Consider the following 22,827-nt stretch of genomic DNA (forward strand, 5'->3'; position numbering starts at 1 on the left):
GGCCCCGGATGCCACTGGCATCCGGGGCCCTCTCGGGTACAGCTAGCGCAGCGTCGCGGCGCGGGCCTCACGGCGGTTGTGCCGGAAGGTGTTGGCCTTGCGGGTGGTCGCGAACAGCGGAATGGTCGCCGCCATCGCGATCTGCAGGGCGCAGCCGGCCTGGAGTAGCAGCTGGCCACCGGGGGCGTCGAACGCCCAGGCCGCCAGCAGCCCCATCGCGCTGATGATCCAGCACAGCATCGCCACCGCGAGAACGCCCCGCGGCTTGGGGTACTCGACCCGGCTCACCATCAGCCAGGCCACCCCGATGATCGCCAGCAGCGTCGGGACGAACGGCAGCTCCAGCAGCACGATCGAGACGACCGTCAGCGCCCCGAAGGGGCTCGGCATGCCCTGGAACATGCCGTCCTTCATCGTCACGCAGCTGAATCTCGCGAGTCTGAGCACCACCGCGAGCAGCACGACGATCGCGGCCAGCGCCGACATCTTCTGGTGTGCGTCGACGGCGACCATGCCGTAGACGAGCACGAAGTAGGCCGGAGCGAGGCCGAAGCTGATCAGGTCCGACAGGTTGTCGAGCTCGGCGCCCATCGGAGAGCTGCGCAGCTTGCGGGCCACGATGCCGTCGAAGAGGTCGAAGACCGCGGCGAGCAGCATCAGTATCACCGCCGTCGCGGCGCTGTTGCGGGCCATGCCCGATTCGCCGCTGCCGGTGAGGTGCGGGATGAGGATTCCGGTGGTGGTGAAGTACACCGCCATGAATCCGCACGTCGCGTTACCGAGGGTGAGGGTGTCCGCTATCGACAGCCGCAACGAGAGCGGCATGTCGTCCTCGGCGGACTCCTCCTCGGCAGGTTCGGGAACCCAGCCTGCGGCCGGAGTCTCAGGGTCAGTCACGGTCAATTCGTGTCACCCCCGCGGTGGTGGCCTGACCGACCTCGACCGCGACCTCGACGCCCTCGGGGAGGTAGATGTCGACGCGGGAGCCGAAGCGGATCAGACCGATGCGTTCGCCCTGCTCCACCTTGGTGCCGGCCGGCAGGTAGGGGACGATGCGACGGGCGACGGCGCCGGCGATCTGCACCATCTCGATGTCACCGAGTTCGGTGTCGAAGTGCCAGACAACGCGCTCGTTGTTCTCGCTCTCCTTGTTGAACGCCGGGACGAATCCGCCGGGGATGTGCTCCACGGACGTCACCGTGCCCGCGAGGGGTGCGCGGTTGACGTGGACGTTCAGCGGGCTCATGAAGATCGCGACCCGGGTCCGTCCGTCCTTCCACGGCATGATGCTCTGCACCACACCGTCGGCGGGCGAGATGACACGGCCCTGAGCGATCTCACGCTCGGGGTCGCGGAAGAACCACAGCATGCCCGCGGCGAGCGCGGTGGCGGGCACGGCCGCCGCGGCCCAGCGTCCGGACTTGCGGGCCCGGGTGAGGCTGAGCGCCGCGGTGGCGACGGTCGGCAGAAGCCACGGCGATGCTCCGCGCGCGAGGCGTACGCCAAGGAGGCTGTCGCGAGGTGCAGAGGTTTGGCTGTGGGGCATGGATGACCTTCGTAGCGGGTGATTGCCGCGCCGCAAACAGGGGGACGGGACGGCGGCTTTACTGGAATGCTATCGGTTGCACGCAACAACTGGGCAAGCCAGAAGCCGAGTCGATGACCGTCAGCCAGTTACTGCCAGTGATCCTTTCGCAACGAACCTATGGACGATTCGCTGTAAAAGGGACTTTCAGCCCTGCAGCCGGTACTCCTCGAGCAGGCGTCGCCCGATGATCATTTTCTGGATCTCGGCGGTACCTTCACCGATCAGCAGCATCGGGGCCTCCCGGTAGAGACGCTCGATCTCGTACTCCTTCGAGAATCCGTATCCACCGTGAATACGGAAGGCGTCCTCGACGACCTCCTTGCAGTACTCGGAGGCGAGGTACTTCGCCATCCCTGCTTCGAGGTCGTTTCGTTCCCCGGAGTCCTTTTTGCGTGCTGCATTGACCATCATCGCATGGGCGGCTTCGACCTTGGTAGCCATCTCGGCCAGCTTGAACTGAATCGCCTGGTGCTCGGCGATCGGCTTGCCGAAAGTGTGACGTTGCTGGGCATAGGAGACGCCCAGCTCGAAAGCACGCTGAGCGACACCGCAGCCACGCGCCGCCACGTTCACGCGGCCGACCTCGACCCCGTCCATCATTTGGTAAAACCCTCGGCCGGTCTGGCCGCCGAGGACCCGATTGGCCGGAATGCGCAGTCCGTCCATGATGAGCTCGGTCGTGTCGACGCCCTTGTAGCCCATCTTGTCGATCTTGCCGGGGATGGTCAGGCCGGGACGCACCTCCCCGAAGCCCGGCTCCTTCTCCACGAGGAAGGTCGTCATCGACTTGTGGGGCGCCGTGCCCTCGGGGTGTCCTTCGTCACTTCGCACCAGAACGGCCACCAGGGTGGAGCTGCCGCCGTTCGTCAGCCACATCTTCTGGCCGTTCAGGACGTACTCGTCGCCGTCCTTCACCGCCTTGGACGAGATGGCCGACACATCGGAACCCAGCGCCGGCTCGGACATCGAGAACGCGCCGCGCACCTCGCCCAGGGCCATGCGCGGAAGGAAGTGGTCCTTCTGCTCCTGCGTGCCGTGCTGCTTCAGCATGTACGCCACGATGAAGTGGGTGTTGATGATGCCCGACACGGACATCCAGCCGCGGGCGATCTCCTCCACGCACAGGGCGTAGGTGAGGAGCGACTCACCCAGGCCGCCGTACTCCTCCGGAATCATCAGGCCGAAGAGGCCGAGCTCCTTGAGGCCGTCGACGATCTGCTGCGGGTACTCGTCGCGGTGCTCGAGCTCGGTCGCGACCGGGATGATCTCCTTGTCGACGAACTCACGGACGGTCTTGAGGATCTCCCGCTGGACGTCGGTCAGCCCGGCGGTCTGGGCGAGTCGGGCCATGGCTACTTCCCCTGTTCCTTCAGCGTGGGGCGGCCGGGCTGCTCGCCGCCGCGCTCCTTGATGTACGTCTCGGTCGGGACCATCACCTTGCGCCGGAAGACGCAGACGAGGGTGCCGTCCTGCTTGTAGCCCTTGGTCTCCACGTAGACGATCCCGCGGTCGTTCTTCGACTTCGACGGAGTCTTGTCGAGGACCGTGGTCTCGCCGTAGATGGTGTCGCCGTGGAAGGTCGGCGCCACGTGCCGCAGGGACTCGATCTCCAGGTTGGCGATCGCCTTCCCGGAGACGTCCGGCACGGACATGCCGAGCAGCAGCGAGTAGATGTAGTTGCCCACGACCACGTTCTTGCCGAAGTCGGTCGTGTTCTCGGCGTAATTGCTGTCCATGTGGAGCGGGTGGTGATTCATGGTCAGCAGACAGAAGAGGTGGTCGTCGTACTCGGTGACCGTCTTTCCGGGCCAGTGCTTGTAGACCGCCCCGATCTCGAACTCTTCGTACGTGCGTCCGAACTGCATCGGGATCAGGCCTCCGGGATCTCGAACTTGGTGGTGCGCTCCATGCCCGCCGCCCGGCCCTTGCCGGCGATGACCAGGGCCATCTTGCGGCTGGCCTCGTCGATCATCTCGTCGCCGAGCATCGCGGAGCCCTTCTTGCCGCCGGCCTCCGACGTGCACCAGTCGTATGCGTCGAGGATCAGCTCGGCGTGGTCGTAGTCCTCCTGGGAGGGGGAGAAGACCTCGTTGGCCGCGTCGACCTGGCCGGGGTGCAGCACCCACTTGCCGTCGAAGCCCAGCGCGGCGGCCCGGCCGGCCACCTCGCGGTAGGCGTCCACGTCGCGGATCTGGAGGAAGGGGCCGTCGATCGCCTGGAGGTTGTGCATGCGGGCCGCCATCAGGATCCGCATCAGGATGTAGTGGTACGCGTCCGCCGGGTAGCCGGGCGGCTGCATGCCCACGACCAGGGACTTCATGTTGATCGAGGCCATGAAGTCGGCCGGGCCGAAGATGATGGTCTCCAGCCGGGGCGAGGCGGCGGCGATCTCGTCGACGTTCACCAGGCCCTTGGCGTTCTCGATCTGCGCCTCGATGCCGATCTTGCCGACCTCGAAGCCCATGGTCTTCTCGATCTGGGTCAGCAGCAGGTCCAGCGCCACGACCTGCTGGGCGTCCTGGACCTTCGGCAGCATGATGCAGTCGAGGTTCTGGCCGGCGCCCTCGACCACGGTGACGACGTCACGGTAGGTCCAGTGGGTGGTCCAGTCGTTGACGCGCACGACGCGGGTCTTGCCGGTCCAGTCGCCGTTGTTCAGCGCGTCCACGATGGTGTGGCGGGCGCCTTCCTTGGCGAGCGGCGCGCAGGCGTCCTCCAGGTCCAGGAAGACCTGGTCGGCCGGCAGGCCCTGGGCCTTCTCCAGGAACCGCGGGTTCGAGCCGGGCACCGCGAGGCAGGAGCGACGCGGGCGAAGACGGTTCACCGGGTGGACGGGCGTGGTCATGCGGGGACCTCCGTGCTTGCAACGAGTGCGTTGTCGATGTCGAGGGGGGCGAGCTTGTTGGCCTTGCGGATCTCGTCGACGATACGGCCGATGATCTCCGTGATGCCGAAGTCCTTCGGCGTGAAGACGGCGGCGACACCCGCTTCCTTGAGCGCCACGGCGTCAGCATTCGGAATGATGCCTCCGACGATGACGGGGATGTCACCCGCCCCCGCCAGTCGCAGGCGTTCCAGGACGTCCGGGACCAGAGCGCTGTGCGAGCCGGACAGGATGGACAGTCCCACGCAGTGCACGTCCTCGGCCAGCGCCGCCGCGGAGATCTCCTCCGGGGTCAGCCTGATGCCCTGGTAGACCACCTCGAACCCGGCGTCGCGGGCCCGGACGGCGATCTGCTCGGCGCCGTTGGAGTGCCCGTCCAGGCCGGGCTTGCCGACGAGCAGGCGCAGTCGGCCCGAGCCGAGCTCGTCGGCGGTACGGGTCACCTTCTCGCGGACCTCGTGCATCGGCGTACCGGGCTCGGCGGTGACGGCCACCGGGGCCGAGGAGACCCCGGTCGGGGCGCGGAACTCGCCGAACACCTCGCGCAGGGCGCCGGCCCACTCGCCGGTGGTGACACCGGCCCGGGCGCACTCCAGCGTGGCCTCCATCAGGTTCTCGGTGCCCGCCGCGGCTTCCTTGAGGCGCTCCAGCGCCTGCCGGGTGGTGGGGAAGACGAACGGGTCGCCGTTCCCCTGGCGGTCCGAGGACTCCTGGCGCTCGGCGCGCCAGCGGCCGATGCGCTCCACGGTCAGCGCCTCGACGGCGCTGTCGACCGTCATGATGGCGCCGTCGAGGTCGGCCGTGAGCGGGTTCTCCTCGGTCTGCTGGTAGCAGTTGACGCCGACGATCTTGTCCTCGCCGGCCTCGATCCGCGCCCGCCGTTCGGCGTGCGAGGAGACCAGCTCGCCCTTCAGGTACCCGGACTCGACGGCCGCCATGGCGCCGCCCATCTCCTGGATCCGGTCGATCTCGGCCAGGCAGTCGGCGACCAGGGAGTCGACTTTGGCCTCGATGACGTGGGATCCGGCGAAGATGTCCTCGTACTCCAGCAGGTCGCTCTCGTGCGCCAGGACCTGCTGGATGCGCAGCGACCACTGCTGGTCCCAGGGCCGGGGCAGGCCCAGCGCCTCGTTCCAGGCGGGCAGCTGGACGGCGCGGGCGCGGGCGTCCTTGGAGAGGGTGACCGCGAGCATCTCCAGCACGATGCGCTGGACGTTGTTCTCGGGCTGCGCCTCGGTCAGACCCAGGGAGTTGACCTGGACGCCGTAACGGAAGCGACGCTGCTTCGCGTTCTCGATGCCGTAGCGCTCCTTGGTGACCTTGTCCCAGATGCGGCCGAAGGCGCGCATCTTGCACATCTCCTCGATGAAGCGGACGCCCGCGTTCACGAAGAAGGAGATCCGGGCGACGACCTCGCCGAAGCGCTCCTCGGGCACCTGGCCCGAGTCGCGCACCGAGTCGAGGACCGCGATCGCCGTGGACATCGCGTACGAGATCTCCTGGACCGGGGTGGCCCCGGCCTCCTGGAGGTGGTACGAGCAGATGTTGATCGGGTTCCACTTGGGGATGTGGTTGACCGTGTACGCGATCATGTCCGTCGTCAGCCGCAGGGACGGCCCCGGCGGGAAGACGTGCGTCCCGCGCGAGAGGTACTCCTTGACGATGTCGTTCTGGGTGGTGCCCTGGAGCTGGGTGATGTCCGCGCCCTGCTCCTCGGCGGCCACCTGATAGAGCGCCAGCAGCCACATGGCGGTGGCGTTGATCGTCATCGAGGTGTTCATCTGCTCCAGGGGTATGTCCTGGAACAGCCGCCGCATGTCGCCCAGATGGGAGACCGGGACCCCGACCCGGCCCACCTCGCCGCGGGCGAGGATGTGGTCGGGGTCGTATCCGGTCTGGGTCGGCAGGTCGAAGGCGACCGACAGACCCGTCTGGCCCTTGGCGAGGTTGCGGCGGTACAGCTCGTTGGACGCCTCGGCCGTGGAGTGGCCGGCGTACGTCCGCATGAGCCACGGACGGTCCTTCTGGCGCTCTGTCATCTCAGGCTGTCCCTTAGGCCTTTGAACGGTCTCAGACGTTACGGAAGCGGTTGATCGCGTCGAGGTGCGTCGCGCGCAGTTCGTGGTCGCGCACGCCCAGGCCCTCCTCGGGAGCCAGCGCGAGGACGCCGACCTTGCCCTGGTGGAGGTTGCGGTGGACGTCGTAGGCGGCCTGTCCGGTGTCCTCCAGGGAGTAGACCTTCGACAGGGTGGGGTGGATCTTGCCCTTGGCGACCAGGCGGTTCGCCTCCCAGGCCTCGCGGTAGTTCGCGAAGTGCGAGCCGACGATCCTCTTGAGGGACATCCACAGATAGCGGTTGTCGTACTCGTGGTTGTAGCCCGAGGTCGAGGCGCAGGTGACGATCGTGCCGCCCTTGCGGGTGACGTAGACGCTCGCGCCGAAGGTCTCGCGGCCCGGGTGCTCGAAGACGATGTCCACGTCCTCGCCGCCGGTCAGCTCGCGGATGCGCTTGCCGAAGCGCTTCCACTCCTTCGGGTCCTGGGTGTGCTCGTCCTTCCAGAACTTGTAGCCCTCGGCGTTGCGGTCGATGACCGCATCGGCGCCCATGGCCCGGCAGATCTCGGCCTTCTCGGGGCTGGAGACCACGCAGATCGGGTTGGCGCCGCCGGCGAGCGCGAACTGGGTCGCGTAGGAGCCGAGGCCGCCGCTGGCGCCCCAGATCAGCACGTTGTCGCCCTGCTTCATGCCGGCGCCGTTGCGGGAGACCAGCTGGCGGTAGGCGGTGGAGTTGACCAGGCCGGGGGAGGCGGCCTCCTCCCAGCTGAGGTGGTCGGGCTTCGGCATCAGCTGGTTGGACTTGACGAGGGCGATTTCCGCCAGGCCGCCGAAGTTGGTCTCGAAGCCCCAGATGCGCTGCTCGGGGTCGAGCATCGTGTCGTTGTGGCCGTCCGAGGACTCCAGCTCGACCGAGAGGCAGTGGGCGACGACCTCGTCGCCCGGCTTCCAGGCGTTGACGCCGGGGCCGGTGCGCAGCACGACGCCCGCGAGGTCGGAGCCGATGATGTGGTACGGCAGGTCGTGGCGCTTGGTGAGCTCCGACAGGCGCCCGTAGCGCTCCAGGAAGCTGAAGGTGGACACGGGCTCGAAGATCGAGGTCCACACGGAGTTGTAGTTGACCGAGGAGGCCATGACGGCGACCAGGGCCTCGCCCGGGCCCAGCTCCGGCACCGGGACGTTGTCCAGGTGAAGGGACTTGCGCGGGTCCTTCTCGCGTGTCGTCAGCCCCGCGAACATCTCCGCCTCGTCCTTGTGCACGGTGATCGCGCGGTACGAGTCGGGCAGCGGCAGGGCCGCGAAGTCTGCGGCGGTGGCGGACTGCGACTGAATCGCGTCCAGGATGTCCTTCACGGTAGAGCCTCCGGCTAGCGCTGATGAGGGTGCGCTGAGGTGAACGGGGGTGCGTGGTGCAGGTGTGGTGTGCCGTCGGTCCGGCTGGTGCGGTGGTGCTGGGCGAACGCCCGTGGTGAGGCGTGCGGGTGCCTGGTGACGCAGGCAATCCGGGGCGCGTTCCGTGCCGTGTGGGCGTGGGTCGCGGGGACATCCGGACGTCTTCAACGTATGGCACCCCGTGTCACCCGGCAAGGCACCGCGTGCCAAAACTTTCTCTCATTTGCCGATTGACCTGCACCGATGAGCGATGATCGATCAGAGTTACCCGCGAGTAGGGGCAAGCCGGACAAACGAAAGCGGCCGCCCCCGGAATGGGAGCGGCCGCTGTGACGAGAGTGACTCCTACTTGGCGCGCAGCGCCTCTTCGATGGTCCGCATGACCTCGTCCAGCGGAGCATCGGTACGGGCCACCGCCACCAGCACCTCGCCCTGCGTGCGGACGGCCGCCGGCGCGGCCGGGGCCGTGCTCAGGGTGCGGCCCGCGCCGATGCCCGAACCGAAGGTCTTCCGGACGATCGAGAAGGCGTGGTCCAGCTGGGCCTCCACGTCCCCCTGGCCGCCCGCGCGCAGCCAGCGCCGCAGCACGTGGTTGTGGGCGGTGACCACCGCCGAGGCGGCCACCTCGGCCAGCAGCGGATCGTCGTTGCCGTCGTGGTGGTCCTGCTCGTCGAAGTGGGCCAGCAGGTAGCGGGTGAACAGCCGCTCGTAGCGGGCCACCGAGGCGATCTCCCGCTCCCGCAGCGCCGGCACCTCGCGGGTCAGCCGGTAGCGCTCCACCGACACCGCAGGCGAGGCGGCGTACATCTTCATGACTTCCTTGATCCCGCGGCACACCGTGTCGAGCGGGTGCTCGTGCGCCGGGGCCACGTCCAGGACGGCCTCGGCGCGGGTCAGGGTGTCGTCGTGGTCCGGGAAGATCGCCTCTTCCTTGGACCGGAAGTGCCGGAAGAAGGTCCGGCGCGCCACTCCGGCGGTCGCCGCGATCTCGTCGACCGTCGTCGCCTCGTACCCCTTGGTCGCGAAGAGCTCCATGGCCGCGGCGGCAAGCTCGCGGCGCATTTTGAGCCGCTGCGCGGCCGCCTTGGTGCCGGCCGTGCTTTCCGGCGCGTCGGAGGCCGTGGCGGCGCGGGGCGAGGTCTTGGCGGGCTGGGACATAGAGCGAAAGTACTTCATTCGTGCAGGGGAGCGCGCCTGCGGGGGGTGGGAGAGGGGTGGATGCGGGGGAGGGCCCGCACTGGGCTCGTGAGGGTTGGCCCGCCGTGAGGGTCCGGCGGGCCCGAGCAGCCCTCCCCACGCATCCGGCTCGTGGCCCGACCGATTACCGGCGGGCGGCGTACTCACGGAAACCGCGGCCGGTCTTCCGGCCCAGGCAGCCCGCCGCCACCAGGTGCTCCAGCAGCGGGGACGGGGCCAGGCCCGGGTCGCGGAACTCCTTGTGCAGGACCTTCTCGATGGCCAGCGAGACGTCGAGGCCGACCACGTCCAGGAGCTCGAACGGACCCATCGGGTAGCCGCCGCCCAGCTTCATCGCCGCGTCGATCCGGTCGATGTCGGCGTAGTGCTCCTCGACCATCTTGATCGCGTTGTTGAGGTACGGGAACAGCAGGGCGTTCACGATGAAGCCGGCCCGGTCGCCGCAGTCCACCGGGTGCTTGCGCACCTTCACGCAGATCTCGCGGACCGTGGCGTGCACGTCGTCGGCCGTCAGGACGGTCCGGACCACCTCGACCAGCTTCATCGCCGGGGCCGGGTTGAAGAAGTGCATGCCGATCACGTCCTGCGGACGCGAGGTCACGCGGGCGATCGCGATCACCGGCAGCGAGGAGGTGGTGGTGGCCAGCACCGCACCCGGCTTGCAGACCTTGTCCAGGGTCGCGAACAGCTCCTGCTTGACCGCGAGGTCCTCGGCGACGGCCTCCACGGCCAGGTCCACCTCGGCGAAGGCGTCCAGCGAACCGGCCGGGGTGATCCGGTCCAGGGTCTGCGCGGCGCCCTCCTCGGTCAGGCGGCCCTTGGACACCGCACGGCCCAAGGACTTCCCGATCGCGGCCTTCGCGGCCTCCGCCTTCTCCTGGCTGCGCGCGGCGAGCACCACGCCGTAGCCGGCCTGCGCGAAGACCTGGGCGATCCCGCTCGCCATGGTCCCCGAGCCGGCCACGCCGACGGAGCCGACGGGACGGCCCGCGCCGACCAGGGACCCGTCGAGCGGGGTCTGGAGGTCGCGGACGATCACCGAGCTGCCCGGTGCCTCGTACGTGTAGAAGCCGCGGCCGGACTTCTGCCCGGTCAGGCCGGCCTCGGAGAGCTGGCCCAGGATCGGGGCCGGGGCGTGCAGCCGGTCGCCGGAGGAGGTGTACATGGCCTCCAGGACGGTACGGGCGGTGTCCACGCCGATCAGGTCGAGCAGCGCGAGCGGGCCCATGGGCAGACCGCAGCCGAGCCGCATCGCCGCGTCGATGTCCTCGCGGGAGGCGTACCGGGCCTCGTACATGGCGGCGGCCTGGTTGAGGTAGCCGAAGAGCAGGCCGTCGGCGACGAAACCGGGCCGGTCGCCGACCGCGACGGGCTCCTTGCCGAGCGCGCGGGCCAGTTCGGTGACGGCCTGGACGGCCGGCGGGGCGGTGAGGACGCAGGAGACGATCTCGACCAGCTTCATGGCCGGGACCGGGGTGAAGAAGTGCAGGCCGACCACGCGCTCGGGACGCAGGGACTCGGCGGCCAGCCGCGTCACCGACAGGGCGTTGGTGCCGGTGGCCAGGATCGTGTCGGGCCGGACGATCGCGTCGAGCTCGCGGAACACCTGCTGCTTGATCTCGTACGACTCGGGCACGACCTCGATGACGAGATCGGCCTCGGCGGCCGCGCCCAGGTCCGTGAACGTACGGAAGCGGGCGAGCACGTCCGCCCGCTCCTGCTCGGTGAGCCGCTCCCGGGCGACGGAGCGCGCGGTGGCCGCGGCGAGGGCGGTCGCGGCCCGGTGGGCGGCGGCCTCGCTGATGTCGATGCCGATGACCTCGCGGCCGGCCCGGGCGAGGACCTCGGCGATGCCGGTGCCCATCGTGCCGAGGCCGACGACTGCGATGGTCTGGAGGGTGGGCTGACTGGACTGACGGTCCATCGAGGGACTCCAGTGGAAGAGGGTGACGACTGAGGGGCGCGCGGCGCACGGCGCGCGCGGATGCCGTACGGAAGAGCCGTGCGGTGAAAGGGCCCGTGGTGAGGGAGCCCGGGAAGGGGAGCCCGCGGGGAGCAGCTCCCCGGGGCGAGAACGGCGGAACCCTGTCCCGGGGTCTCACCGTGAAGAACGAACCGACCGGCACGAGGCGGCTGCGTCACCAGGCCGCCCTCGTACGTGTTGCAACGACAGTAACTCGCCGGTAACTGGTCCGCCAGAGCTGGGAGATGTGACCTGTGCCGCCGAAATGTACCGATCATCGATCATCGATCAACCGGCTGTCGTCGATGTCCCGAAACCCGGCGCGGCGACCGCTGTGTCCCCCTAGGGTGGCCGGGTGAACGACGTGCTGGAGCGCCTGAGGGCGGAGGCGGGACCGTCACCCGAGTACGAGGTGCTGCTCACGGCCGCCCCCGACGCCCTGGCCGCGTCCCTGACCTCGGCCGGACTTCCGCTGTGGGCCCGCGAGCTGGCCGCCTACCGGCTGGGCCTCGCCGGCGACCGCCGCGCCTTCGAATCCCTCGTACTGCTCCTCAATCACCGGGACCCGGCCCGTTGCTCGGCCGCCGCGGAGGCGCTGGCCGTCCTGGACGACCCGCGCACCGCCCGCGCGGCGGCGGCCCTCGCCACCAACGGCCTGCGCACCGCCTACGCCCTGCAGCCCGTCCGGCTGCTCACCGCCCTGCGCGCCCCCGAGTCCGTACCGGCCCTGATGGCCACCCTCGGGCGGCTGCTGTCCCCGCACGACCCGTACTGGCGGGTGGCCCTGGCCTGCGTCGAGGGGCTCGGCGCCCTCGCCGACCCGCGCGCCCGCGAACTCCTCACCCGCGCCCAGTCCCACCCCCGGCTCGCGGTGGCGGCGACGGCTGCGCTCCGCCGACTGGGCTGAGGGCCCGTACGGGATCACCCGACGGGCCCGGCCCAGCAAGGTCAGCCGCGGAAGCCGAGCATGCCGTGCAGGGCCGCGCCGCCCGCCGACGGGGGCACGGCACGGGTCGCCGTGGCCGGCTTCGGGGCCGGCTGGGCGGGGCAGGTGGCGTCCGAGGCCCGGCCCGTCGCCAGGTAGGCCGCCACCTTTTCGTCCAGGCACTTGTTGCCGCTCAGGGCGATGCCGTGGTTGCCGCCGCCCTCCTCGACCACCAGGGCCGAACCCGACAGCTTCTCCCGCATGCTGAGCGCCCCTTCGAACGGGGTCGCCGCGTCCTCCGTCGCCTGGAGCAGCAGGGCCGGCGGGAGATCCGCGTTGGTCACGTCGGGCGCCCGCAGCGCCTCCGTCGGCCAGAACGCGCACGGCGCGTTGTACCAGGCGTTGTTCCAGGTCATGAACGGCGCCTTGGCGTGGGTCCGCCACATGTCCGCGCGCCACTGGTTCCAGTCCTTGGGCCAGGCCGAGTCCCGGCACTGCACCGCCGTGTAGACGCTGTAGCCGTTGCCCGCAGAGGGCTCCACCGCGCCGAACCGCTCGTAGGCGGCCACCAGCGGCTTCGGGTCCTTGCCCACCGCGTACGCTGCGAAGGCCTCCGCGAGGTTCGGCCAGTAGCCGTTGAAGTAGCCGCCCGGCATGAAGGTGTCCTCCAGCTCCGCCGCACCGACCTTGCCGCCGGCCGGGGTCTCGCGCAGCGCGTCCCGCATCGCGTACCAGCGCCGCTCGACCGCCGCCGGGTCGGCGCCGAGGTGGTACGTGGCGTCGTACTGGGCGACCCAGGCCAGGAAGGCCTTGTGGCGGGCGTCGAAGGCGAGGTCCTGGGCGAGGTTGTCCTCGTACCAGACCCCGCCCGGGTCGACCACGGAGTCCAGGACCAGGCGGTGCACCCGGCCCGGGTGCAGCTTGGCGTACACCGCGCCCAGGTAGGTCCCGTAGGAGTAGCCGAAGTAGCTGATCCGCTCCGCGCCGAGGGCGCCGCGCAACGCCTCGATGTCCCGGGCGGCCGAGACGGTGTCGATGTACGGCAGCACGTCCGCGTGCTTGGTCCCGCAGGACTCGGCGAAGGACCGCACCCGGTCCAGGTTGGCCCGCTCGGTCGCCTCGTCCAGCGGCACCGAGTCCGGCCGGACGGGCTTGAAGTGGCCGGCCGCGCAGTCCAGGGTCGGCTCGCTCCTGCCCACGCCCCGGGGGTCGAAGCCGATCACGTCGTACTGGGCGGCCACCTCCTTGGGGAGGGCGGAGGCGATGTACCCGGCCAGGCTGCGGCCGCTGCCGCCCGGGCCGCCGGGGTTGACCAGCAGCGGGCCCTGGGAGGTGGGGCCGGTGTGGGGGACCCGGGTCAGGGCGAGGGTGATCTGCCGGCCGCCCGGGCGCGCGTGGTCGAGGGGCACCTTGAGGGACGCGCACTGGAGCGTGGGGTACCGCGGGGTCGTGCAGCCCGTCCAGCGCAGGGCCGCCCGCGCCGGCGCCGAGGCTGCCGGATCGGCCGCGGTGGCGGGCGCGGCCGTGACCGGGCTCGCGAGTGCGGCGGCGACGGTGGCGGCGACGCTGGAGATCGACAGCAGGACAGCGGCGCGCTTCTTCAAGGGGTGGAGCATGGGGCCTCCCAGCCGAGGGTTCTGGGCGGAATCGTCCCGGAAACCACGCCCGGAAGGCGGTATTGCGCTGTGGATTGGCCCGATGTGATGACCGTTCAGGCGGCGCCGGATGTCACAGGAGGCTGAGCTGGGTGGCTCCGGCGGGCGCCGGGTCGTCCGGCCGCTCCGGGGTGACGATCCTGCGCGCCGCGCCCCGACGGGCCGGGCCGATGCCGAATTCGGCCGCCAGTTCGTGGACTTGGCGGGTGATCCGGCGCTGGTACCAGGTGGGCGCGTACGACCCGCCCGCGTACATCCGCTCGTACCGTGGGACCAGGTGGGGGTGGTGGGTGCCCAGCCAGGCCGTGAACCACTCGCGCGCTCCGGGCCGCAGATGGAGTACCAGGGGTGTCACGAAGGTCGCGCCGGACTCGGCCACGGCGCGCACGGTCGTCCGCAGCTGCTCCGGGGAGTCCCCGAGGAAGGGGATCACCGGTGCCATCAGCACCCCGCACTCGATCCCGGCGTCGGTGAGGGCCCGTACGGCGGCCAGCCGGGCGGCGGGGGAGGGGGTGCCCGGCTCGACGCTCCGCCAGAGACCCGGGTCGGTGAAGCCGACGGAGACCGAGATGCCGACCTCGGTGACGCCCGCCGCCTCCCGCAGGAGGGGGAGGTCGCGCAGCATCAGCGTGCCCTTGGTGAGGATCGAGAAGGGGTTGGCGTGGTCGCGCAGCGCCTCGATGATCCCCGGCATCAGCCGGTAGCGGCCCTCGGCGCGCTGGTAGCAGTCCACGTTGGTGCCCATGGCGATGTGCGCGCCGGACCAGCGGGGCGAGCCGAGTTCGCGGCGCAGCAGCTCGGGGGCGTTCGTCTTGACGACGATCTGCGAGTCGAAGTCGATGCCGGTGTCGAGGTCGAGATAGCTGTGGGTCTTGCGGGCGAAGCAGTACACGCAGGCGTGACTGCATCCGCGGTACGGGTTCACGGTCCATTCGAACGGCATGCGCGAGGCACCGGGCACCCGGTTGACGATCGACCGCGCGCGTACTTCGTGGAAGGTGATCCCCCGGAACTCGGGGGTGTCGACGGTGCGGGTCACGACGGCGTCGGCCCCGAAGAGCGCGGCGGGGCCGCCGGGGCCCCCGGTCAGATTCTCCCAGCGCATGGTGCCTCCTCGATGGTTCACCCGCGAGAATAGAACACATGTTCCCATGATCGTGCGGGAAGGCCCTGAGCAGGCGCGATGCCCGGTGATCCGCTACTGGGGCAAGCAGGGGCCTCTCCACCGGCCGGACGCGACGCTCGTGAGCGCCGACGCCGTCGACGTCGTCGCCCGGCTCGAGGAAGAGTCCGACGTGCCGTTGCGCTCGCACGGCAGCCTCGCGATGAACCGGGCGCTGATGGCGGCCGGCCTGGTCGACTGAGCCGTACGGCGCGCGGGTCCTGGCCGCCGGCGGCCGCCGGGGCCGGATTTGGGCGCCCGGCCCGGAGGTGGTTGGCTTCGGCCTGACGAGCGGACACAACTGCTGGAGGAACAGCTATGGCGCAGGTCGAGGCCACCACGGAGCGGATCATCGCGGCTGACGCGGAGACCGTGTTCGACGCGCTGGCGGACTACACCGGGACCCGCGGGAAGCTGCTGCCCGAGCACTTCAGCGAGTACGAGGTGCACGAGGGCGGCGACGGCGAGGGCACCCTGGTGCACTGGAAGCTCCAGGCCACCAGCAAGCGCGTACGCGACTGCCTGCTGGAGGTCACCGAGCCCACCGACGGCCAGCTGGTGGAGAAGGACCGCAACTCCTCCATGGTCACCACCTGGGTGGTCACCCCCGCCGGTGAGGGCAAGTCCAAGGCCGTGGTCACCACCGTGTGGAACGGCGCCGGCGGCATCGGCGGCTTCTTCGAGCGGACCTTCGCGCCCAAGGGCCTCGGCCGGATCTACGACACCGTGCTGGAGAACCTGGCCACCGAAGTGGAGCGCTGAGCAACGGCGTTGACGGTGGGGCCGGGGAAGCGGCCTCACCGGATCGGGTGAACTCGGCCGCTCGGGGGAAGGCAGCCCGCGCGCCGCGCCGGGGTGCGAGCCCCACGGTCACCGGGGCCCCCGGCGGCTAGGGTGGGCTCCTGAGCGCAACCGACCGCCCGGGGGCCCGATGAAGATTCTCATCTCCGCCGACATGGAAGGCGCCACCGGCGTCACCTGGCCCGCGGACGTGCTGCCCGGAACCCCGCAGTGGGAACGCTGCCGCGCGATGTTCACCTCCGACGTCAACGCCGCCGTACTCGGTTTCTACGACGGCGGGGCCGAGCAGGTCGTCATCAACGAGGCGCACTGGACCATGCGCAACCTGCTGCTGGAGAAGCTCGACGCCCGCGCCGAGATGCTCACCGGCCGCCACAAGACCCTCTCCATGGTCGAGGGAGTCCAGCACGGCGACGTCGACGGTGTCGCCTTCATCGGTTACCACACCGGAGCCGGCTCCGAAGGGGTCCTCGCCCACACCTACCTCGCCAACTCCATCACCGGGGTCTGGCTCAACGGGATGCGCGCCAGCGAGGGGCTGCTCAACGCCCACGTCGTCGCCGAGTACGGTGTCCCCGTCATCCTGGTCACCGGCGACGACCTCACCTGCGTCGACGCCGCCGGATACGCCCCGGGCGCCGCGACCGTCGCCGTCAAGGACCACGTCTCGCGCTACGCCGCCGTGTGCCGGACCCCGGCCCGCACCGCCGCCGACATCAGGGCCGCCGCCAAGGAGGCCACCGCCCTCGCCGTACGCCACGCCCCGGTCCGCGGCGGCCCCTTCACCGTGGAGCTGGAGTTCGACGCCGCCCACCTGGCGATGGCCGCGACGGTGGTCCCGGGCGTGGAGCGGAGCGGGGAACGCAAGGTCGCGTACAGCACCGGCACGATGTACGAGGGGATCCGGGCCTTCAAAGCGGTCACGACGGTCGTCTCGGCGGCCGTGGAGGAGCAGTATGGCTGACATGTGCGCAATCAACGCCGAGGGCCCCGCCGGTGCCGTCGACGCGGCGGACCGGTTGGACGCGGTGGCCGTGGCGGACCGGGCCGACGCGGTGGACGGGACGGCTCTCGACGAGGCCGTGGAATTCACCTCCGGTCTCATCAGGATCGACACCACCAACCGGGGCGGCGGCGACTGCCGCGAGCGCCCCGCCGCCGAGTACGTCGCCGAGCGGCTCGCCGCCGCCGGTCTGGAACCGCTCCTGCTGGAGCGCAGCCCGGGCCGCACCAACGTGGTCGCCCGGATCGAGGGCACCGACCCCTCGGCCGAGGCCCTCCTCGTCCACGGCCACCTCGACGTCGTGCCCGCCGAGGCCGCCGACTGGAGCGTCGACCCCTTCTCCGGCGAGGTGCGGGACGGCGTGGTCTGGGGGCGCGGCGCCGTCGACATGAAGAACATGGACGCGATGGTGCTGGCCGTCGTACGGGCCTGGGCGCGCGCGGGAGTGAAGCCGCGCCGGGACATCGTGATCGCGTACACCGCAGACGAGGAGGACAGCGCGGTCGACGGCTCCGGCTTCCTCGCCGACCGGCACCCGCACCTCTTCGAGGGCTGCACCGAGGGCATCAGCGAGTCCGGCGCCTTCACCGTGCACACCGGCCCCGGCGGCCACGCCCTCTACCCGATCGCGGCGGGGGAGCGGGGCACCGCCTGGCTGAAACTGACCGCGCACGGCACCGCCGGGCACGGCTCGAAGCCCAACCGGGCCAATGCCGTCAGCCGGCTCGCCGCCGCCGTCGCGCGGATCGGGGCGTACGAATGGCCGGTGCGGCTCACCGATACCGTCACTGCCTGCATCACCGAACTCGCCGCGCTGCAGGGCCTGTCGGTGGACCCGCGCCACCTGGATCCCGGCTTCGACCTCGACGAGCTGCTCGACCGGCTCGGCCCGGCGGGAGCCCTGGTCCGGGCGACCGTCCGCAACAGCGCCAACCCGACCATGCTCAGCGCAGGTTACAAGCTCAACGTGATCCCCGAGCACGCCACCGCCTATGTCGACGGCCGGACCGTGCCCGGCGGCGAGGCCGAGTTCGCCGGCACCCTCGACGCCCTCACCGGCCCCGATGTGCGCTGGGAGTTCCACCACCGGGAGGTCGCCCTCCAGGCCCCCGTGGACGGGCGGACGTACGGGATCCTGCGCGAGTCGGTCGAGCGGTTCGACCCGGCCGGGCACGTGGTGCCCTTCTGCATGGCGGGCGGCACCGACGCCAAGCAGTTCTCCCGCCTCGGCATCACCGGCTACGGCTTCTCCCCCCTCAAGCTGCCGCCCGGTTTCGACTACTGGGCCCTCTTCCACGGCGTGGACGAGCGGGTCCCCGTGGAGGCCCTGCACTTCGGGGTCCGCGTCCTCGACCACGCGCTGCGGACCCTGTGAGCGGGGCCCGGTGATGGTGGCGACGACCCGGCCCTACGGCAGCTGGCCCTCGCCCATCGACGCGGGGCTCGCCGCCTCCCTCGACGGGCGGCCCGAGTACCTGGGCACGGTCGGCCCCGAGGTGTGGTGGACCGAACCCCGGCCCGAGGAGGCCGGCCGCCGCACCCTGGTCCGCCGCCGCCTCACCGCCACCGGGCCCGAGATCACCGAACTGCCCGCCCCGTGGAACGTGCGCAGCCGCGTCACCGAGTACGGCGGCCTGCCCTGGGCCGGGGCGGAGCGGCCCACCGGCGGCCCCCTGCTGGTCTTCGTCCACTTCGCCGACCAGCGGCTGTACGCCTACGAACCCGACGCGCCCGGCGGTCCCGCCCCGCGGCCCCTCACCCCGGTCTCCCGGACCGGCGGGGGCCTGCGCTGGGCCGACCCGGTGCTGCGCGGCGACGAGGTCTGGTGCGTGCTGGAGGAGTTCACCGGGCCCGCGCCGACCGATGTGCGCCGGGTACTGGCCGCCGTACCGCTGGACGGCTCGGCGGCGCGGGCGCGCGGCGCCGTGCGGGAGCTGACGGACGACCGGTACCGCTTCACCACCGGTCCCCGGCTCTCCCCGGACGGCCGGCGTGCCGCCTGGCTGGTGTGGGACCACCCGCGGATGCCCTGGGACGGTACGGAGCTCCGGGTCGCCGAGGTCACCGGGGACGGGCGACTGGCCGACGTACGGACCGTGCTCGGCGGCCCCGACGAGGCCGTCGCCCAGGTCGAATGGACGGCCGAGGAGACCCTCCTCGCGGTCAGCGACCGCGGCGGCTGGTGGAACCCGTACGGCGTGGACCCGCGGACCGGTTGGGCGGTGAACCTCTGCCCGCGGGAGGAGGAGTTCGGCGGCCCGCTGTGGAAACCGGGGCTGCGCTGGCTCGCACCGATCCCCGGGGACACCCCGCACGCCGCGGGCTCGGGGGCCGGCCTCGTCGCCGTCCTGCACGGGCAGGGCTCGCCGGTGCTCGGCATCCTCGACCCGGAGAGCGGCGACCTGGTGGACGCCGCCGGGCCGTGGACCGCCTGGCAGCCCACCCTCGCCGTGCACGGCACCCGGGTGTACGGGGTCGCCGCCAGCCCGCGCAGCGCGTACGAGGTGGTCGAGCTGGACACCGCCACCGGGCACGCCCGGGCGGTCGGCGACCGGCGACCGGACCCGGTCGACCCGGCCTACTATCCGGAGCCGCAGAGCCGCACCTTCCTCGGCCCCGACAACCGGCAGATCCACGCGCACGTCTACCCGCCGCACCACCCGGCCGTCCGGGCCGCCGCCGACGAACTGCCCCCGTACGTGGTCTGGGCGCACGGCGGACCCACCGACCACGTGCCGCCCGTACTCGACCTGCACATCGCGTACTTCACCTCGCGCGGCATCGGGGTGGTCGAGGTGAACTACGGCGGTTCCACCGGGTACGGCCGTGCCTACCGCGAGCGGCTGCGCGAGCAGTGGGGCGTGGTGGACGTGGAGGACTGCGCGGCTGTGGCCCGCGCACTGGCCGCCGAAGGCACCGCCGACCCCGCCCGGCTCGCCATCCGCGGCGGCAGCGCGGGCGGTTGGACGGCCGCGGCCTCGCTGGCCGCCACCGACCTGTACGCCTGCGCCGCGATCATCTACCCGGTGCTGGACCTGCTGGGCTTCGCCGAGGAGACCCACGACCTGGAATCCCGCTACATCGAGAGCCTGGCCGGGCCGCCGCAGACCCTGGCGCTGCTCAGCCGCGAGCGTTCCCCGGTGGCCCGGGCCGACGCGATCACGGCCCCCTTCGTCCTGCTCCAGGGGCTGGAGGACCCGGTGTGCCCACCGGCCCAGGCGGAGCGGCTGCTCGCCGCGCTGCGGGACCGGACGGTGCCGGTGCCGCACGCGTACGTGACCTTCGAGGGCGAGGGCCACGGCTTCCGCCGAGCCGACACGATGATCCGCGCGCTGGAGGCCGAACTGTCGCTGTACGCGCAGGTTTTCGGCATCGACCGCACCGACGTCCCGCGGCTGGAACTGAACGGTTAGGCCGTCTCTTTCGGATCTTGTCGGCCGAGCCCGCGGTGTCCGGTGCCGTGGATCGCAAAGCGGAGGGTCGTCCTTGTACTGGACGTACCGGGGCGGGCCCGACAACGCAGCGAGGTGCGGTGCCGGGCGCTGCGGGCCCGGCAGGATCCGGAAGAGACGGCCCAGGGGGCGATGCCCGCGACCGCCGCGATGACGGCGAGGGATGCCCCGCAGGCGGCCATCGCGGCGGCCGGCAGCCGGAGCGGTGGCATACGCCGGACGGCGGCGAGACCGGAGGGAGGGGGTGGCAGCCCCGCCCGAACGGCCTCGGCGCCGCAACGCCCACGCCGCCGGGTGCGGCGCCGGCCTCGCCCGAAGTCGATCACTCCGAACGAAGCCATACCCGCAGCGGACCGATGGGGGTGAAGCCGGCCCGGACCGCCGCCTCCAGGTCCTCCCCGTGCTCGTAGCCGACCACGTCGAGCTCCGGCCACCGGGCGGCGACCGCGTCGAGGACCCCCGCCCAGGCGGCCCCGAACAGGTTGGACACGCCGACCACGCCCCCGCCGGTGCTCGCGACGGCCCCGGCGACGATCCGGCCGCCGGCGCGACCGGCCAGGAAGACGATCCCCTCGCCGAGCAGGGCGGGCCGGAACGGCCCGTCGCCCTCGATGCCTTCCCCGCCGTCGAAGGCTGCCTCCCATGCCGCCAGCTCCTCGGCGCCCGAGACCTCGGACCACTCCGGCTCGCCCGCCTCCGGCTCGGGGAGCGGCGCCCCGGCCGGCCGATGGATCCACTGCGCTTCGAACAGCACCTCGAAGCCCGCCCCGGCCAGATCGAGATCGGCGAAGCTGTCCTTCACCGAGCATCCGGGGGAGTCGGTGTCGACCCCCAGGAGCACGCGCGCGGCCGGTACGCCCGGCTCCAGGGTCACGGCATCGGGATACATCGGCGGGGTCCGCCGCGCGCTGAACCAGAGCTGCTCGCCGTCGTACCACGGCGACAGCCCGTGCGCCCGGCAGACCGCATCGCACCACGCGGCGTTGTTCAGCGCGGCCCGGCGGAGCAGCGTCGTTCCCGTCTCGTCCGTGATCACGCGGCTGATGCTGCCACACACGGGGCAACGGCCCGGCCATCAGGCCGATGCGACCGTCGGATTACCATTGCGACCACGACCTGCGCGAGCAGCGCGAGGACCGGTGCCGGCTCGATGCCATGAGTGCGCTGATCGTGGATCTGGTGGAGGACTACGGGGGCCGGTGACGCGGCGGAGCGGGCCGGGCCGCGGGAGGGTTCGTAGCCTGGGGGGATGACCTTTTCGAGCTATCTCCGGGAGGGCGACCGCGTGGGCCTGCGGCCCTTTCGGCTCGCCGACGGCCCCGAGTTCACCGCACGCGTGCACGAGAGCCGGGACCTCCACCACCCTTGGCTGTCGCCGCCCGCCACCATCGAGGCGTACGAGCCCTACGCGGCCCGGCTGACCGAGGGCGAGGGGCGCGTCGGGTTCCTCGTGTGCGAGCGGGAAACCGGAGGCATCGCCGGGTTCGTCAACGTCAACAACATCGTCCACGGGGCCTTCCGGTGCGGGGCCCTGGGCTACGGGGCCTTCGCGCACGCCGCGGGGCGGGGGCTCTTCCGCGAGGCCCTCGGCCTCGTCCGCGCGCACGCCTTCGCCCCCGCGGCGGACGGTGGTCTCGGGCTGCACCGGCTGGAGGCCAACATCCAGCCCGGCAACACCGCCTCCATCGCCCTCGTGCGCGGCGGCGGCTTCCGCCTGGAAGGGCTCTCCCCGGACTTCCTGTTCGTCGACGGGGCCTGGCGCGACCACGAGCGGTGGGCCGTCACCGCGGAAATGCCGGCCCCCGAGGGCCCGCATCGCACAGGATGAGGGCATGCGAACCCTCGTGCTCCTCGACGCCCCCTCCAACCTCGGCCTGCGCCCGCCCGCGCCGGGCGCCGTCCCGGGTGTCTACAAGCTCGCCGGGGCCCTGCGCGAACAGGGACTGCTGGCCCGGCTCGGTGCCCGCGAGGGCGGGGTGGTGGTGCCGCCGCGCTACGACCGCGGCGACTGGCGGGAGGGCGACGGCGTGTTCCACGCCGAGGCCCTCGCCGCGTACACCGTCACCCTCGCCGACCGGATCGAACGGCACCTGCGGGCCGGGGAGTTCCCCGTCGTGCTCGGCGGCGACTGCTCCATCCAGCTCGGCGCGGCCCTCGCGATGCGTCGCCTGGGGCGCTACGGACTCGCCGCCATCGACGGCTCCGCCGACTTCCGCCACCCCGGCAACGCGGCCGTGAACGGGCCCGTGGGCGCGGCCGGCGGCGAGGAGCTCGCCCTCTCCACCGGGCGCGGCCAGGCCGACCTGTCGGACCTGGAGGGGCTCTCGCCGTACCTGCGCGACGAGGACGTGCGTCTCTTCGGGCTGCGCGACGGCGACCAGGACCTTCCCGAGCTGCACGCGGCCGGGATCTCCGTCGCCACCGTCGGGGAGATCCGTCGACGCGGCGCGGGACCGGTGGCGCGGGCGGCGCTGGACGGGCTGCACCCGCCGGACACCGCCGGGTTCTGGGTGCACCTGGACGCCGACGTGCTGGACCCGTCCGTCATGCCGGCCGTGGACAGCCCCGACCCCGGCGGTCTGGTCCCCGACGAACTGGCCGAACTCCTCGCCGTGCTGGTGCGCTCGCCGCGCTGCGCCGGGATCAACGTCACCATCTACGACCCGGACCTGGACCCGGAGGGGCGTGCGGGCGCCCTCCTCGCCGATCTCGTGGCCGGTGCCTTCGCCTGACGAGCTCGTCAGGGCGCG

At 71.5% G+C, this 22,827-nt stretch carries 19 protein-coding genes and 1 pseudogene; 8 read left to right on the forward strand and 12 right to left on the reverse strand.

What is annotated here, in order from left to right:
* Window positions 1-42: 42 nt before the first annotated feature.
* The 9 genes from pssA to IE257_RS12925 all read right to left on the reverse strand — a co-directional run bounded on the left by pssA (window position 43) and on the right by IE257_RS12925 (window position 11,040).
* Entirely contained in the window at window positions 43-903 is an 861-nt protein-coding gene (gene pssA, locus IE257_RS12885; protein ID WP_184791710.1) for a CDP-diacylglycerol--serine O-phosphatidyltransferase, read from the reverse strand.
* Entirely contained in the window at window positions 890-1,546 is a 657-nt protein-coding gene (locus tag IE257_RS12890) for a phosphatidylserine decarboxylase (RefSeq protein WP_030010161.1), read from the reverse strand. Before IE257_RS12890 ends, pssA begins: the two co-directional genes overlap by 14 nt.
* A 186-nt stretch (window positions 1,547-1,732) precedes the next feature.
* A complete protein-coding gene (locus IE257_RS12895) occupies window positions 1,733-2,938 on the reverse strand; it encodes an acyl-CoA dehydrogenase family protein (protein ID WP_189967951.1) in 1,206 nt (401 codons plus the stop codon).
* A gap of 2 nt (window positions 2,939-2,940) precedes the next feature.
* On the reverse strand, window positions 2,941-3,453 hold the full coding sequence (locus tag IE257_RS12900; protein WP_053681718.1) for a MaoC family dehydratase: 513 nt from the start codon (window positions 3,451-3,453) through the stop codon (window positions 2,941-2,943).
* A gap of 5 nt (window positions 3,454-3,458) precedes the next feature.
* Window positions 3,459-4,433, reverse strand: a complete 975-nt coding sequence (locus tag IE257_RS12905; protein WP_030010164.1) for an HpcH/HpaI aldolase/citrate lyase family protein — start codon at window positions 4,431-4,433, stop codon at window positions 3,459-3,461.
* Window positions 4,430-6,511: an ethylmalonyl-CoA mutase gene (locus tag IE257_RS12910; protein ID WP_189967952.1), complete on the reverse strand. Its 2,082-nt coding sequence runs from the start codon at window positions 6,509-6,511 to the stop codon at window positions 4,430-4,432. Before IE257_RS12910 ends, IE257_RS12905 begins: the two co-directional genes overlap by 4 nt.
* Window positions 6,512-6,542: 31 nt before the next feature.
* Window positions 6,543-7,880 (reverse strand): crotonyl-CoA carboxylase/reductase, encoded by a 1,338-nt coding sequence (ccrA, locus tag IE257_RS12915; RefSeq protein WP_189967954.1) that lies wholly within the window; start codon window positions 7,878-7,880, stop codon window positions 6,543-6,545.
* Window positions 7,881-8,264: 384 nt separating this feature from the next.
* Entirely contained in the window at window positions 8,265-9,077 is an 813-nt protein-coding gene (locus IE257_RS12920) for a TetR family transcriptional regulator (RefSeq protein WP_189967955.1), read from the reverse strand.
* A gap of 163 nt (window positions 9,078-9,240) precedes the next feature.
* On the reverse strand, window positions 9,241-11,040 hold the full coding sequence (locus tag IE257_RS12925; protein ID WP_189967957.1) for a 3-hydroxyacyl-CoA dehydrogenase family protein: 1,800 nt from the start codon (window positions 11,038-11,040) through the stop codon (window positions 9,241-9,243).
* Between the two features lie 394 nt (window positions 11,041-11,434).
* Here IE257_RS12925 and IE257_RS12930 point away from each other — a divergent pair, with 394 nt between their 5' ends.
* On the forward strand, window positions 11,435-11,986 hold the full coding sequence (locus IE257_RS12930; protein WP_189967959.1) for a HEAT repeat domain-containing protein: 552 nt from the start codon (window positions 11,435-11,437) through the stop codon (window positions 11,984-11,986).
* Window positions 11,987-12,027: 41 nt separating this feature from the next.
* Here the strand turns inward: IE257_RS12930 and IE257_RS12935 are convergent, their stop codons facing one another.
* A complete protein-coding gene (locus tag IE257_RS12935; RefSeq protein WP_189967961.1) occupies window positions 12,028-13,620 on the reverse strand; it encodes an alpha/beta hydrolase in 1,593 nt (530 codons plus the stop codon).
* A gap of 112 nt (window positions 13,621-13,732) precedes the next feature.
* On the reverse strand, window positions 13,733-14,764 hold the full coding sequence (locus IE257_RS12940; RefSeq protein WP_189967963.1) for an Rv2578c family radical SAM protein: 1,032 nt from the start codon (window positions 14,762-14,764) through the stop codon (window positions 13,733-13,735).
* Between the two features lie 106 nt (window positions 14,765-14,870).
* Between IE257_RS12940 and IE257_RS12945 the strand changes: the two are divergent.
* The 5 genes and pseudogenes from IE257_RS12945 to IE257_RS12965 form a co-directional block, all read left to right on the forward strand.
* Window positions 14,871-15,020, forward strand: a pseudogene (locus tag IE257_RS12945) (dihydrofolate reductase family protein); the annotation flags it as partial.
* A 119-nt stretch (window positions 15,021-15,139) separates the two neighbouring features.
* Window positions 15,140-15,583, forward strand: a complete 444-nt coding sequence (locus tag IE257_RS12950) for an SRPBCC family protein (protein WP_189967965.1) — start codon at window positions 15,140-15,142, stop codon at window positions 15,581-15,583.
* Window positions 15,584-15,752: 169 nt separating this feature from the next.
* Window positions 15,753-16,586, forward strand: a complete 834-nt coding sequence (locus tag IE257_RS12955; RefSeq protein ID WP_189967967.1) for a M55 family metallopeptidase — start codon at window positions 15,753-15,755, stop codon at window positions 16,584-16,586.
* Window position 16,587: 1 nt separating this feature from the next.
* Window positions 16,588-18,000, forward strand: coding sequence for a M20/M25/M40 family metallo-hydrolase (locus IE257_RS12960; RefSeq protein ID WP_189967970.1), 1,413 nt, complete (start codon window positions 16,588-16,590; stop codon window positions 17,998-18,000).
* Between the two features lie 13 nt (window positions 18,001-18,013).
* A complete protein-coding gene (locus IE257_RS12965) occupies window positions 18,014-20,038 on the forward strand; it encodes a prolyl oligopeptidase family serine peptidase (RefSeq protein ID WP_189967971.1) in 2,025 nt (674 codons plus the stop codon).
* A 361-nt stretch (window positions 20,039-20,399) separates the two neighbouring features.
* Here the strand turns inward: IE257_RS12965 and IE257_RS12970 are convergent, their stop codons facing one another.
* Window positions 20,400-21,113, reverse strand: coding sequence for a hypothetical protein (locus IE257_RS12970; protein WP_229920310.1), 714 nt, complete (start codon window positions 21,111-21,113; stop codon window positions 20,400-20,402).
* A 213-nt stretch (window positions 21,114-21,326) separates the two neighbouring features.
* On the opposite strand from IE257_RS12970, the gene IE257_RS12975 reads away from it, so the two are divergent.
* A complete protein-coding gene (locus IE257_RS12975; protein ID WP_189967973.1) occupies window positions 21,327-21,905 on the forward strand; it encodes a GNAT family N-acetyltransferase in 579 nt (192 codons plus the stop codon).
* Window positions 21,906-21,909: 4 nt separating this feature from the next.
* Entirely contained in the window at window positions 21,910-22,809 is a 900-nt protein-coding gene (locus tag IE257_RS12980) for an arginase family protein (RefSeq protein ID WP_189967975.1), read from the forward strand.
* The last annotated feature ends 18 nt before the right edge of the window (window positions 22,810-22,827 follow it).

It is taken from the genome of Streptomyces avidinii (assembly GCF_014650695.1).
Taxonomy (GTDB): Bacteria; Actinomycetota; Actinomycetes; order Streptomycetales; family Streptomycetaceae; genus Streptomyces; species Streptomyces avidinii.

Coding starts and splice junctions, on each gene's coding strand:
- IE257_RS12890 (WP_030010161.1), bottom strand. CDS start 1,546: ATGCCCCACAGCCAAACCTCTGCACCTCGCGACAGCCTCCTTGGCGTA.
- IE257_RS12895 (WP_189967951.1), bottom strand. CDS start 2,938: ATGGCCCGACTCGCCCAGACCGCCGGGCTGACCGACGTCCAGCGGGAG.
- IE257_RS12900 (WP_053681718.1), bottom strand. CDS start 3,453: ATGCAGTTCGGACGCACGTACGAAGAGTTCGAGATCGGGGCGGTCTAC.
- IE257_RS12905 (WP_030010164.1), bottom strand. CDS start 4,433: ATGACCACGCCCGTCCACCCGGTGAACCGTCTTCGCCCGCGTCGCTCC.
- IE257_RS12910 (WP_189967952.1), bottom strand. CDS start 6,511: ATGACAGAGCGCCAGAAGGACCGTCCGTGGCTCATGCGGACGTACGCC.
- IE257_RS12920 (WP_189967955.1), bottom strand. CDS start 9,077: ATGTCCCAGCCCGCCAAGACCTCGCCCCGCGCCGCCACGGCCTCCGAC.
- IE257_RS12925 (WP_189967957.1), bottom strand. CDS start 11,040: ATGGACCGTCAGTCCAGTCAGCCCACCCTCCAGACCATCGCAGTCGTC.
- IE257_RS12935 (WP_189967961.1), bottom strand. CDS start 13,620: ATGCTCCACCCCTTGAAGAAGCGCGCCGCTGTCCTGCTGTCGATCTCC.
- IE257_RS12940 (WP_189967963.1), bottom strand. CDS start 14,764: ATGCGCTGGGAGAATCTGACCGGGGGCCCCGGCGGCCCCGCCGCGCTC.
- IE257_RS12950 (WP_189967965.1), top strand. CDS start 15,140: ATGGCGCAGGTCGAGGCCACCACGGAGCGGATCATCGCGGCTGACGCG.
- IE257_RS12955 (WP_189967967.1), top strand. CDS start 15,753: ATGAAGATTCTCATCTCCGCCGACATGGAAGGCGCCACCGGCGTCACC.
- IE257_RS12960 (WP_189967970.1), top strand. CDS start 16,588: ATGTGCGCAATCAACGCCGAGGGCCCCGCCGGTGCCGTCGACGCGGCG.
- IE257_RS12965 (WP_189967971.1), top strand. CDS start 18,014: ATGGTGGCGACGACCCGGCCCTACGGCAGCTGGCCCTCGCCCATCGAC.
- IE257_RS12975 (WP_189967973.1), top strand. CDS start 21,327: ATGACCTTTTCGAGCTATCTCCGGGAGGGCGACCGCGTGGGCCTGCGG.
- IE257_RS12980 (WP_189967975.1), top strand. CDS start 21,910: ATGCGAACCCTCGTGCTCCTCGACGCCCCCTCCAACCTCGGCCTGCGC.